The 12586-nt window shown below is 55.1% G+C and carries 15 protein-coding genes; 7 read left to right on the top strand and 8 right to left on the bottom strand.

Annotated elements, in window-relative coordinates:
* The 3 genes from mnmE to hemJ all read right to left on the bottom strand — a co-directional run bounded on the left by mnmE (position 1) and on the right by hemJ (position 3151).
* Positions 1-1281, bottom strand: coding sequence for a tRNA uridine-5-carboxymethylaminomethyl(34) synthesis GTPase MnmE (gene mnmE, locus DHN10_RS00590; RefSeq protein ID WP_108813321.1), 1281 nt, complete (start codon positions 1279-1281; stop codon positions 1-3).
* A 29-nt stretch (positions 1282-1310) separates the two neighbouring features.
* Positions 1311-2582 (bottom strand): transcription termination factor Rho, encoded by a 1272-nt coding sequence (gene rho / locus DHN10_RS00585; protein ID WP_108813320.1) that lies wholly within the window; start codon positions 2580-2582, stop codon positions 1311-1313.
* A gap of 119 nt (positions 2583-2701) precedes the next feature.
* Positions 2702-3151: a protoporphyrinogen oxidase HemJ gene (gene hemJ / locus DHN10_RS00580; RefSeq protein ID WP_108813319.1), complete on the bottom strand. Its 450-nt coding sequence runs from the start codon at positions 3149-3151 to the stop codon at positions 2702-2704.
* Positions 3152-3559: 408 nt separating this feature from the next.
* Between hemJ and DHN10_RS00575 the strand changes: the two genes are divergently transcribed.
* The 4 genes from DHN10_RS00575 to dnaQ are packed head-to-tail and all read left to right on the top strand — an operon-like array spanning position 3560 to position 6294.
* The gene (locus tag DHN10_RS00575; RefSeq protein WP_108813318.1) at positions 3560-4159 is read left to right on the top strand and encodes a Maf family protein; all 600 of its coding nucleotides are present in this window, start codon (positions 3560-3562) and stop codon (positions 4157-4159) included.
* The gene (locus tag DHN10_RS00570) at positions 4156-4983 is read left to right on the top strand and encodes a shikimate dehydrogenase (protein WP_108813317.1); all 828 of its coding nucleotides are present in this window, start codon (positions 4156-4158) and stop codon (positions 4981-4983) included. Before DHN10_RS00575 ends, DHN10_RS00570 begins: the two co-directional genes overlap by 4 nt.
* Entirely contained in the window at positions 4980-5570 is a 591-nt protein-coding gene (gene coaE / locus DHN10_RS00565) for a dephospho-CoA kinase (protein ID WP_108813316.1), read from the top strand. The genes DHN10_RS00570 and coaE overlap by 4 nt, the downstream gene beginning before the upstream one ends.
* Positions 5563-6294, top strand: coding sequence for a DNA polymerase III subunit epsilon (gene dnaQ, locus DHN10_RS00560; RefSeq protein ID WP_108813315.1), 732 nt, complete (start codon positions 5563-5565; stop codon positions 6292-6294). Before coaE ends, dnaQ begins: the two co-directional genes overlap by 8 nt.
* Before the next feature lie 9 nt (positions 6295-6303).
* Here the strand turns inward: dnaQ and secB are convergent, their stop codons facing one another.
* A complete protein-coding gene (gene secB, locus DHN10_RS00555) occupies positions 6304-6810 on the bottom strand; it encodes a protein-export chaperone SecB (protein WP_108813314.1) in 507 nt (168 codons plus the stop codon).
* Positions 6811-6868: 58 nt separating this feature from the next.
* Positions 6869-7351 (bottom strand): FxsA family protein, encoded by a 483-nt coding sequence (locus tag DHN10_RS00550; RefSeq protein ID WP_108813313.1) that lies wholly within the window; start codon positions 7349-7351, stop codon positions 6869-6871.
* Positions 7352-7462: 111 nt separating this feature from the next.
* Between DHN10_RS00550 and DHN10_RS00545 the strand changes: the two genes are divergently transcribed.
* From DHN10_RS00545 to DHN10_RS00535, 3 genes are read left to right on the top strand one after another with little or no spacing between them, the layout of a single operon-like run.
* On the top strand, positions 7463-8125 hold the full coding sequence (locus DHN10_RS00545; RefSeq protein ID WP_108813312.1) for a Tim44/TimA family putative adaptor protein: 663 nt from the start codon (positions 7463-7465) through the stop codon (positions 8123-8125).
* Positions 8122-9153 carry a murein transglycosylase A gene (mltA, locus tag DHN10_RS00540; protein ID WP_234416937.1) on the top strand — a complete coding sequence of 344 codons (1032 nt, stop codon included), beginning with the start codon at positions 8122-8124 and terminating at the stop codon, positions 9151-9153. The genes DHN10_RS00545 and mltA overlap by 4 nt, the downstream gene beginning before the upstream one ends.
* A complete protein-coding gene (locus DHN10_RS00535; RefSeq protein WP_108813311.1) occupies positions 9153-9737 on the top strand; it encodes a Smr/MutS family protein in 585 nt (194 codons plus the stop codon). Before mltA ends, DHN10_RS00535 begins: the two co-directional genes overlap by 1 nt.
* Here the strand turns inward: DHN10_RS00535 and DHN10_RS00530 are convergent.
* From DHN10_RS00530 to hslU, 3 genes are read right to left on the bottom strand one after another with little or no spacing between them, the layout of a single operon-like run.
* Positions 9720-10955, bottom strand: coding sequence for an MFS transporter (locus DHN10_RS00530; RefSeq protein WP_108813310.1), 1236 nt, complete (start codon positions 10953-10955; stop codon positions 9720-9722). The two genes, DHN10_RS00535 and DHN10_RS00530, sit on opposite strands and share 18 nt — an antisense overlap.
* A 44-nt stretch (positions 10956-10999) precedes the next feature.
* Positions 11000-11272 (bottom strand): hypothetical protein, encoded by a 273-nt coding sequence (locus DHN10_RS00525; RefSeq protein ID WP_108813309.1) that lies wholly within the window; start codon positions 11270-11272, stop codon positions 11000-11002.
* On the bottom strand, positions 11272-12579 hold the full coding sequence (hslU, locus tag DHN10_RS00520; RefSeq protein WP_108813308.1) for an ATP-dependent protease ATPase subunit HslU: 1308 nt from the start codon (positions 12577-12579) through the stop codon (positions 11272-11274). Before hslU ends, DHN10_RS00525 begins: the two co-directional genes overlap by 1 nt.
* Positions 12580-12586: the final 7 nt, after the last annotated feature.

Raw genomic sequence — 12586 nt, 5'->3', positions numbered from 1 at the left:
CTACTTTCCGATGCAGAAACTAGCAAAAATCTCGTCCAGCACATGCTCTACATCAACTCGGCCCACGATGCTATCCACGGCGCGGATAGCACTGCGCAGATCTTCTGCGATCAAATCCGTCATACCCTCCTCAGAGCGCATCGCCATTTCGGCATCAGCGAGAAACGCTATCGCATCCAGCATTGCCACCCGATGCCGCTCTCGCATGGCGATGCCAATCCGCGCGACCTTTACATTCAGCCTTTTGGACACAGCCAAGATTAGCTCATCAACTCCCGCACCGGTCTTACCAGAAACCGCAAGGCGTTCTGTTTCACCCAGATCAGCCTTTGCCAAAACAACCAGATCATCGTCGCCCAGCGCATCCGGCAGGAGATGCCCTGACAAAATCAAGTGTATCCGCAGATCCGCCTGCGCCGCACGCTCCCGCGCCTTAGCAACACCCAGCCCCTCAATCCGATCTTCCGTCTCGCGCAGTCCAGCCGTATCCAGCACCGTTACCGGCAGCCCGCCCAGATCCATCTGCACCTCGATCACGTCCCGCGTCGTTCCGGCTATCTCGGACGTGATCGCTACATCTCGGCCTGCTAAACGGTTCAGCAACGTCGACTTTCCGACATTTGGCGCGCCAATGATCGCCACCTCAAAACCATCCCGAAGCCGTTCGGCAATCATCACACCCTCGGCTTCGCGCTGCATTTCATCCATGACCGCTGACAACAGCGAAAGAACCTCCGGGCTCACATCAACCGGCACCTCTTCATCGGCAAAATCGATCGTCGCCTCAAGCAAAGCCGCCGCTCTGATAAGTTTGCGCCGCCACGTATCGGCCAGGGCCCCCAAAGCACCAGAAAACACCCGCACCGCCTGCTTCCGCTGGCTCTCTGTCTCCGCATCAATGAGGTCGGCCAACCCCTCAACCTCAGCAAGATCGAGCCGCCCATTCTCCAATGCACGTCTGGTAAATTCACCAGCCTCCGCCTGCCGCAACCCCGGCATTGCCGCCAAGGCCCGCAACACAGCTTTAACAATGGCCGGGCTTCCATGCAGATGTAGTTCAACAACCTCTTCGCCGGTAAAGCTCTTGCCTTCTGCAAACCGCAGCACAAGCGCTTCATCAAGCAAGGCACTATCCACATCCCGGACCTCACGCAGCCCCCTTTGTGCAGGCACATCACCACACAGCCGCCCACCAGCGGAAACAGCTGAAGGCCCTGACAGACGGACAACCGCAACCCCGGCACGACCCTGCGCAGTCGCTAAAGCAAAAATGGTATCCATATCCTAACCCATTGTTTTATAACAATAAGTTACGTGTTCATTGAATCGAAGAAGTCCGAATTGGTCTTGGTCTGCTTCAGCTTCCCGATCAGGAACTCGATTGCATCCGTGGTGCCCATCGGGTTCAGGATCCGACGCAACACATATGTCTTCGCCAGATCACCCTTATCCACCAACAGCTCTTCTTTCCGCGTCCCAGACTTGAGGATATCCATCGCCGGGAACACGCGCTTGTCTGCGACCTTGCGATCCAGAACAATCTCGCTGTTGCCCGTACCTTTGAATTCTTCAAAGATCACTTCATCCATCCGGCTACCGGTATCAATCAAGGCCGTCGCGATGATGGTCAGCGACCCGCCTTCTTCAATATTCCGTGCCGCACCAAAGAACCGCTTTGGACGCTGCAAAGCATTGGCATCCACACCACCGGTCAGCACCTTACCAGAGGACGGTACAGTCGTGTTAAACGCCCGACCCAACCGCGTGATCGAATCCAGCAGGATCACAACATCACGCTTATGCTCTACCAGACGCTTGGCCTTCTCAATGACCATTTCTGACACAGCCACGTGACGTGACGCAGGCTCATCAAAAGTCGAAGACACAACCTCACCCTTCACTGACCGCTGCATGTCCGTCACTTCTTCGGGACGTTCATCAATCAACAACACAATCAGGTAACACTCAGGGTGGTTCTTCTCGATGGAATTCGCGATGTTCTGCAGCAGCACCGTCTTACCCGTACGTGGCGGTGCCACGATCAGCGACCGCTGCCCCTTACCAATCGGCGACACCAGATCAATGATCCGAGCGGATCGATCCTTCACCGTTGGATCAGCCACTTCCATATTCAGACGCTCATCAGGATAAAGCGGTGTGAGGTTATCAAAGGCAACTTTGTGCTTGGCTTTCTCAGGCTCTTCAAAGTTGATGGTCTCCACCGACGTCAGCGCAAAATAACGCTCAGTGTCGTTGGGTTCCTTCATCACACCTTCGACCGTATCACCGGTACGCAACGAATGCTGACGGATCATATCAGGAGAGACATAAATATCATCTGGGCCCGGAAGATAGTTTGCTTCAGGCGACCGCAAAAAGCCAAACCCGTCCTGCAAAACTTCCAACACACCGTCACCACCGATGACCCACTCTTCATCCGCCCGCTCTTTGAGGATGGCGAACATCATATCGCCCTTCCGCATGGTCGAGGCGTTTTCAATCTCTAGCTCTTCAGCCAAAGACAAAAGATCCTTCGGGCTTTGGGCCTTCAGATCAGCAAGGTTCAGACGGTGCTGTGACATACATAAATCCATTGCAGGCGCATCAGGCCTGCATTTCTAGTATTGGAATGGAAACCGCTATCCCGGACGGGCAGCGGCGTCAGACATAGGCAGTGTGCCTGCCAGAGTCAATCAGTGGCTTAAAACGGCCGTACAACCACAGCGACGACAATGAACACCATCAAAACAGTCGGCACCTCATTGAACAACCGATACGTCCGCCCGGTTCGCGTATTGGTACCCGCTACAAACTCTTTGCGCCTCGCACTCATCCAACCATGGGCACCGGTCATAGCGATCACAGCCACTATCTTGACCCAAGACCATGCAGCGCCCCAATCAAACGCCCCAAGACCGATCATGATCAAGCCAGCGATCCATGCCACAATCATCGCAGGGTTCATAATCACCCGCAGCAGTTTTTCTTCCATGACCTGAAACGTATGATCAAGCTCAGACCCGACACTGGCCCGCTCAGCATGATAGACAAACAATCTTGGCAAATAGAACAAGCCCGCCATCCAGGCGATCACAGCCATAACATGCAGGGCCTTAATCCAGGGATAGATACTGTCCAAAAATCCGATCATCGCTCTTCCTGCTCTCTACGGTCTTCTCTTCCTAATAAATATTAAAAGAAAGAAAAGATGATGTTGTAGATAGAGCAACGATTTCCTGTGGGTTGTCCATTCATCCGCAGAGTTATCCCAAGGCGAACCAACAAAATGTTTCATAAAGAACGAAGAAGAAACATCAAATAAATACAAATATAACAACACTTTACGTCAACACCTTTGGATCAAAAAACCCGAACTGTTCCACTTGACAGGCCAGCCAGACCAGATTCTTCCACAACCCCTACTTATCCCCGTCCACCGTGGAAAAAATGAACTGAACGGAATTGAAACACGAACCTTCTCCACGGTCCGGCTGATCGTGTTAGATATGCCCAGAACCACCCGAACGACGACACAGAGATTATCCCAAAGGTTATCCACATGAACGATCGGATCATATTGGCTTCCGGCTCCGAAATCCGCGCCCAATTGCTTCAAAACGCCGGGCTTACTTTCGACGTGATCATAGCACGCATCGACGAAACTGCCATCCGCGCCTCTCTTCAGGCCGAGGATGCCTCGCCCCGCGACATCGCCGACACCCTGGCCGAAATGAAGGCCCAGCGCATTGCCGCCAAACACCCAGAAGCCCTTGTGATCGGCTGTGATCAGATCCTTGCCCATGGTCGCGAAATCTTGGCTAAACCTGAAACACCAGCCGAGGCGTTGTCGCAACTTCAGTCGCTGCGCGGTCAACGGCACCAACTTCTTTCAGCCGCCGTGATTTATGGTGATGGCAAACCGCTTTGGCGGCATGTGGGCATTGTGCGCCTGCACATGCGTGATGCATCCGACAGCTATCTAGAAGATTACGTCGCTCGGAACTGGGACAGCATCCGCCATGCTGTCGGCGCTTACAAACTCGAAGAAGAAGGAGTGCGACTTTTTACACGCATTGAAGGAGATTATTTCAATGTTCTGGGTCTGCCGCTTCTCGAACTCTTGTCATATCTGACACTTCGCGGAACATTGCCGACATGACCAATCTGCCACGCGCCGCCGTAATCGGAAACCCGATCAGCCATTCTCTATCACCTAAATTGCACAGCTATTGGCTGAACCGCTATGGGTTGGATGGCGAGTATACGGCAATCAAAGTGACCGAAGACGCGTTGGAATCGACGCTGCGGGACCTGCCAAAACAGGGCTTCATCGGCGCCAACGTCACGATCCCGCATAAGGTCAGCGTGATGCAATTCGCTGATCAGATCACTGATCGGGCAACGCTGATTGGGGCCGCGAACACATTGATCTTCAAAGAAGATGGTCGAATTTTCGCTGATAATACAGATGGTTACGGGTTTATGGCCAATCTGCGCCAAAGTGCGCCTGATTGGGATCCCAAGGCGGGACCTGCCGCTATTTTCGGGGCAGGCGGTGCCGCCCGCGCGATCATCGTGGCCTTGGCTGACGCCGGCGTTCCAGAGATCATCATTTCAAACCGCACCCGTCCCAAAGCCGAAGCACTACGTGCTGATTTTGGCGCACGGGTGACTGTGATGGATTGGGTTCAGGCCGATAAGATGTTGGAGGACGCCAATACCGTCATCAACACAACGTCGCTTGGCATGGTTGGCGGGCAGGAATTCAAGGTCTCGCTCGACAGTTTGCGCCCAGAGGCTGTTGTGACCGACATTGTATACAACCCGCTCCGCACACCCTTCCTTGAAGCAGCTCAGGAAAAAGGCTGCACGACAGTGGATGGCCTTGGCATGCTGTTGCATCAGGGTGTGCCCGGATTTGAGCGCTGGTTTGGGCAGCGACCTGAAGTCGATGAAGCAACCCGCCGTGCAGTTTTGGAATGACACATCTGTTGGGCTTGACCGGTTCCATCGGCATGGGAAAGTCGACAACAGCACAGATGTTTCGCGATGAAGGTGTTCCCGTTTGGGATGCGGACGCCGCAGTGCATGAACTCTACGCAAAAGGGGGCGCCGCCGTGCCTGCCTTCCAAGAGGCGATGCCGGATGCGGTTGTCGGCGGCGCCGTTGACCGAAATGTCCTGCGCACCATGATCGCAGATGATCTGGGGTTCATCGGCAAAATCGAAGAAATAGTGCACCCGCTTGTCGCCCAACACCGCACGGATTTTCTTAAGGAAACCGACGCACCACTTGTTGTCCTTGATATCCCATTGCTGTTTGAAACCAGCGCACAGGACTGGTTATCATCGGTGCTTGTTGTTTCTGTCCCGGCAGAAGTTCAAAAGACCCGCGTCATGGCGCGACCCGACATGACAGAAGACCAGTTTGAGCGGATTCTGGACCTGCAAATCTCTGATACAGAAAAACGAAGCCGCGCGGATCATGTGATAGAGACCCACGATATGGACGCGACCCGCAAAGCGGTGCAAAATCTGATTGCTGAATTGATAGGGCCAAGTGATGCGTGAAATCGTCCTCGATACCGAAACCACAGGATTTGAACCTGGTGAGGGCGACCGGATTGTCGAAATCGGCGCGGTTGAACTGATGGGACATGTGCCAACCGGACGAACCTATCACCAATATATAAACCCGCAACGATCCATGCCCGCAGAAGCCTTTGGCGTGCATGGCATCGGCCCGGATTTGCTCGAGCCGCCGCAAAAGCCAGAGCCGGGACAGGAAACGCTCCGCGACAAGCCGTTTTTCAAAGATATCGCGCAAGAATTTGTCGATTTCGTCGGTGATGCAAAACTGATCATCCACAACGCCGCCTTTGACATGAAGTTCCTGAATGCCGAACTGGGCTGGGTTGATCGTCCGTTGCTGCCCATGGATCAAGCCATTGATACGCTGGCCATCGCACGGCGAAGATTTCCCGGCTCCCCCGCATCGCTTGATGCGCTTTGCCGACGCTTTGCCATCGACAACAGTTCCCGCACCCTGCACGGGGCGTTGCTCGACAGTGAGATTCTGGCCGAGGTCTATCTTGAGCTTATCGGTGGGCGACAACCCGATTTCGCGCTAGCCACTGATAGCGGTAGTAAATCTGCGAATGGTGGATTGGATGATTGGCGGCCATCTGCACGCCCAACGTCATTGCCAAGCAAGCTCACCAATGAAGAAGCCGCCGCCCATACTGCGTTTCTAGATCAGTTGGGCGACGGCGCATTGTGGAAAAAACGGGGCTAAAGCCCTGCCTTAGTTTGCCTTTTCTTTCGCAACTTTCTCAGATTCGGCGCGACGCGCCAGCTCTGAGCGATAGAGGGCAAGGAAATCAATCGTATCGAGGTTCAGCGGTGGGAAGCCACCGTCGCGCGTGACGTCGCTGACGATGCGGCGCAGGAATGGGAATGTCATGCGCGGGCATTCGATCAGCAGATATGGGTGCATCTGCTCTTCCGGGACGCCTTCAACCTGAAAAACGCCGGCATATTCAAGCTCAAGCATGAAAAGCGGTTCTGACTTTTCTTTTGTCTTGCTGGTGATGTTCAGCTTGGTGATGACCTCATACTGGTCTTTTTGTTTGCGCTTGCGCGCGTCAAGGTTCACCTGCACCTGAATTTCGGGCTGCGCGTCGCCGGTCACACCCTTTTGGGCAAGGATATTCTCGAAAGACATATCGCGGATGTACTGCGCCAGAATGCGGCTGGTGATCTGCGGTTGTTGCGGCGGGGTAGCGGCACCATTTTCGGGTGTATCGGACATTGGAAAGTGCTCCAGTTCAAAAAGGTTCGCGCGTTCCTATCAGCCTATTTCTAAAGGCTCAATGCCGGGTCCACTCTGATGGGCCATCGCGGCGGTTTTTCTGTGGGGTCACATCTTCAAACTCACCATCAATCACACGATCACCGGATGGTTGTGGGCGCTGGGCAGGGTCTTGACCCATTTCAAACTGCTGTACTTTCACCCGGCTTTTCACCCATTGAAAGGCCGCGCTGCGCACTCCCGGCACCAAAAGCGACAGACCAACGGCATCGGTAAAGAACCCCGGCGTCAGCAAAAGCGCACCGGCAAAGAGGATCATCGCGCCATTCGCCAAAGGCTCTGTCGGATCTTGCAGGTCTTTGAACGAATTTTGCAGCTTACTAAGCTCTTGCAGGCCCTGACTACGCACAAGGTAGGATCCAGTAATCGCCGTCAACAGCACGATCAACAATGTCCACCAAACGCCAATGAACCCGCCAACCTGTATGAACAGGGCGATTTCGATCATTGGAACAGCAATAAACGCCAGCAACAGCCACATAGGGTTAGCCTTTCATAACATGTTCGGGGGTAAGGTGGACTTGGCCTTACCCCTGACCTACATAAGGAATGAAAGGGCGTGTTTCCATGCCCTCCCCGAAACGAGGTCGCAATGAATTCTCCGCTTATTCAGCTTTTGGTGCTTGCTGGCATCGCTGTGTTCCTAATTTTGCGCCTGCGCGGCGTGCTAGGCACCCGTGAAGGTTTTGAGAAACCTGCCGCCACCCGGCCTGACCCATCCCGCCGCACGGGCAAGCCTGACTTTGATGTGATCGAAGGTGGCCCTGATCTGGATATCACCGACCACGTGGAAGAAGATTCTGACGCCGCCAAAGCCCTCGCCGCGATGAAACGCGTTGATCCAGCTTTTAATGTCAGCGAATTTTTGGGTGGTGCGCGCGGCGCTTATGAAATGATCCTGATGGCCTTTGAAAATGGTGAACTGGACGACATAGTTCCGTTTATCTCTGAAGATGTGTACGAAGCCTTTGCCGGTGTCGTTGATGAACGTCAGCGTCAAGGCCTGACGATCGACGCCAAATTCATTGGCATCAGTGATATGACCCTGACAGATGCAGAGTTTGACGAGGTCTCCAAAGACGGTGAAGTCAGTGTGCGCTTCAAAAGCGAAATGACTTCTGTTGTCCGTGACAACGCCGGTGACGTGATCGAAGGCAGTGAGTCAGAGATCAAGCGCCAGAAAGATACATGGACCTTTGCGCGCAAAATGGACGCTGGCGATCCGAACTGGCGGCTTGTTGCTACGGGCGAATGATCGCAGGCTGGGCGGCGGCGATTGGGTTATCACTGACAATTGCAGGCAGTGTCATGGCTGAACCGACATATACCCAGCTTTCTTATGAAGACCTCAACGATTGGCCGTCTGATGATCATCAGGCGGCCCTGGATGTTTTTCTGAACACATGCGGTGACATGCCAGATCGCGAATGGGCAATCCTGTGTGATTTTGCCCGAACCGGACCAGAGCCGCGCGGCTTTTTCGAAAAGTTCTTTCGCCCCATTCTGATCGAGGATGGCGAGCCGATGTTGTTCACCGGCTATTTTGAACCGGAACTGCCCGGATCACGCATCTGGGGTGACGCTTATCAATATCCGATCTATGCCGTGCCCGACGACCTGACACCGGGAGAACCCTACTATACACGCCGCCAGATCGAAGAAGACCAGCCGCTCAGGGATCAGGGGTTGGAATTGGCCTGGCTGACAGACCCCGTTGATCTGTTTTTCCTGCAAGTGCAGGGTTCTGGGCGGGTTCGGTTGCCTGATGGCACAATGATGCGGGTCGGCTATGGCGCAAAGAACGGGCGCGACTATTCCTCTATTGGGATGAAGCTGGTCGAGCGCGGCATCTTTGCCGAGCACGAGGTGTCAGCGGCGGTCATCCGCAATTGGGTTGCCGAGAACCGAGATGCGGGCCTTGCCCTGCTGTGGGAAAACGAAAGCTATGTGTTCTTTCGCGAAGTCAGCGAAGTCCCAGCCGAACTTGGCCCGTTAGGCGCGATGAACCGATCGATTACGCCGCACCGGTCGATTGCTGTTGATCCAGAGTTCGTCGCGCTGGGCGCGCCGGTCTGGATTGAAAAAGGCGGAGCCGCACCTGTGAACCGGTTGATGATCGCGCAAGATACGGGCTCTGCGATCAAGGGTGCGCAACGGGCCGATATCTTTTTTGGTACTGGTGCGCAGGCGGGGATGGAGGCTGGGCAGATCAAAGACGGCGGCCGCATGGTTGTTTTGCTGCCCGCGACGATTGCGCATTGTTTGATGGTGGCGCAACGCTGATGCGAAAGCCGCGCCATTTGTCACAAGAGGAACGCGCGTTGTGGGATCGTGTCGCGGAACGCGCAACGCCGCTACATGCAGACCGGGAAACGCCAGCGCCCGACATCACCCCCAAACCCAAAAAACCGATGGCAGCAGCGGACCCGCTGCCAACCTTCAAGGTGGGTGAACGCGCGCAACCCCGCCGCCATCACGATCTGATGCGCCCTTTGGTGGATCGATTGGCTGCCTCTCCTGTCAATATGGACAGCAAGTCATTTGGAAAAATGAAGCGCGGCAAATTGAAACCAGAGGCGCGCATCGACCTGCATGGGATGACCATGGCCGAAGCGCACCCCGAACTTGTGGGATTTATCCTCAATTCTCAGGCGATGAGCCGTCGTTTGGTATTGGTCATTACCGGCAAGGGCAAAGATCGTGATGATGGTGGGCCAATCCCCACGCGACATGGGGTGCTTCGTCATCAGGTCCCGCAGTGGCTCGCGCTGCCGCCGTTGTCTCAAGCGATTTTGCAGGTGACCCCAGCCCATATGCGCCATGGCGGGCATGGGGCGTATTACGTTTATCTAAGACGAGGCCGCTAAAGCGGCCAGTGCCCGGCGGGTTGGCACGATGAGGATCAGCGCCGCAAAGGCGAAAAGGGCGGCATACCCAAGCTGCTGCACTTCAAACCCGACACCGATGTCAATCAACCACCCGCTAAGCCCCGGCCCAATGGCGGACCCCAGCACCATTAATGCTGCTGCTGCCGATTTGATCGATCCGATGTTCTTTGTGCCATAAAACTCTGCCCAGCAGGCATTCAGCAATGTTGTTTGCCCACCACCAGCGATCCCCATCAAAACCACGGCTAACGCTGTCCAACCGAGCGAGGGCGCGTACCAATGCAGAATGAAGGCGATCACATAAGGGATCAGGTAGATTGGCAACAGCCGAACAGCCCCAAACCTGTCAATAGCCCAACCATAGCCGACCGTGGAGAGTGACAAGGCGAGCGTGCCCAGCGGAAAAACCGATACCAGTGCCAGATGTGACCAACCTTTGATTTCGGCGAAATGCACCTGATGAAACCAGAACGCTGTGCCAAAGCCTGAAAATGACATGACAGCAGGGACCATCGCCCAGAACAACGGGTGGCGCAGCGCCTCGGCCCGTGTCCATTGCCTGCCGTCCATGCCCGTGGATTGCGTGGTTTCGGCCATTGCCTGCGGTGTGCGTTCCAACCGCAGCAGCCGGTACAGCACAAAACAGGCCAAAACGCAGAACCCAGCAAAACCAATCCAGAGCGTGCGCCATTCGATCATGGTTTTCAGCCAAACCATGGTGAGCGGCAACGTCGCCTCACCAAACATGAACCCAAAGGATGCCACCGCCAGCGCGCGCCCGCGCGTCGCGACGAACCACCGGGCCATGGCCACGACGGCCACATGGCTTGTCATTCCTTGCCCGGTGAAACGCACTGCAAAAATCACGAAAGGCAATAGGGCTGCGGCGGTGTTGAACGCCATAAAGAGGCAGGCCGACGCCAACATCAGGACGACGACAATACCCAGGCTCCGCACACGGAACCTGTCCGCCAATCCGCCTGCAACAACCATCACTGCCGCTGACGCCCCGGTGCCGACCATGTAGATCAATCCCCAATCGCCATTGGATAGTCCGTAAGCCTCGCGGATTTCCCCGCCAAAGATGGCGATAAAGAAGGTCTGCCCAAAGCTCGACAAGAACGAAAGCAAGAACCCCGCCCCAAGGAAGGGCAGGTTTGCGCGGATGAATCGCAGGTATCCTGTCTGACGGCTCATGCGCCTTTGATGATCCGATCAGCGCAGAGGTGAAAGCCCCAAAATCAGCGATTTTGCCATTCGTGATAGCGATGGACCAATTCGCTTTCGCAGATTTTGAACCCGATGTAGCTGACCATGGCAATCGTAGCCGAGAGGAGTATTTGCAAAAGCTGAAACAGCGCCCCCTCCATGACTGCCATCGTGCCGAATTCGCGCAGGAACCGGATATTCGCCATCGACATCTGAAACAGGTTCAGCGTCGCATAGGCAAAGATCACCGTTAGAATGCCCGCGAAAAACAGCACGATCACGGCGGGATATCGGTTTAGCCGCATCACAATACGTAGCGGCTGACGTCCATCGACCGCGACAACTCACCCAAATGCTCTTCGACAAAAGCGCCATCAATCGCAATCTCATCACCCGCTCGGTCGGGCGCGCTAAAGGAAAGATCCTCGAACACGCGTTCGATCACAGTATAAAGCCTGCGCGCCCCAATGTTTTCGACGGCTTCGTTCACCTCAGCCGCGATTTTGGCCAACGCCTTGATCCCGTCTTCGGTGAAGGTCACGGTGACCTCTTCGGTTTTCATCAGGGCAGAATACTGCAGTGTCAGCGCGTTATCTGTTTCGGTCAGGATGCGCACGAAATCGCCTTCGGTGAGTGCCCGCAATTCAACCCGGATCGGCAAGCGACCCTGCAATTCGGGTAGCAAATCCGATGGCTTGGCCACATGGAAAGCGCCGGATGCGATGAACAGGATATGGTCGGTTTTGATTGGCCCATGTTTGGTGGAAACGGTGGTTCCTTCGATCAGTGGTAGCAAATCACGCTGCACGCCTTCGCGCGAGACATCAGCACCGCGTGCGTCAGCGCGTGCGCAGACCTTGTCGATTTCATCTAGGAACACAATGCCATTCTGTTCGACCGCTTCCAGTGCCGACTTGGTCACAGATTCATCGTCCAATAGTTTGTCCGCCTCATCCGCAACCAGCGCGTCATAGCTATCGGCGACCGTCATCTTCTTTTTGACTGTGCGCCCGCCCATTGCTTTGCCGAACAAATCGCCAAGGTTCATCATGCCGCCCATACCGCCGGGCTGGCCGGGGATTTCAAAACCACCCATCGGGTTGGACGTGTCGGTCAGTTCAAGCTCAATCACTGTGTCGTCCAGATCACCCGATTTCAGTTTCTTGCGAAACATATCGCGCGTGGCGTCGCGAGCGTCGGTGCCAGCAACAGCAGTGATCACACGATTTTCGGCAGCGGCACGCGCTTTGGCTTTGACGTCTTCGCGCATGTGTTCGCGGGTATCGATGATCGCAGTATCAACCAGATCGCGGATGATCTGTTCAACGTCACGACCCACATAACCGACCTCTGTAAACTTGGTCGCTTCGACCTTGAGGAAGGGCGCGCGCGCCAGTTTCGCCAAACGACGAGAGATTTCTGTTTTACCCACACCGGTGGGCCCGATCATAAGGATGTTCTTGGGGTAAACCTCATCCCGCAGATCATCACCCAATTGCTTGCGCCGCCAGCGGTTGCGCAAAGCCACGGCAACGGCACGTTTGGCGTCCTTCTGGCCGATGATGAAACGGTCAAGTTCCGAAACGATTTCACGGGGGGTCAGGTCAGTCATGATTACT

It is taken from the genome of Loktanella sp. Alg231-35, from assembly GCF_900143545.1.
Lineage (GTDB): Bacteria > Pseudomonadota > Alphaproteobacteria > Rhodobacterales > Rhodobacteraceae > Yoonia.
This window is presented reverse-complemented; position numbering and strand designations above follow the sequence as displayed.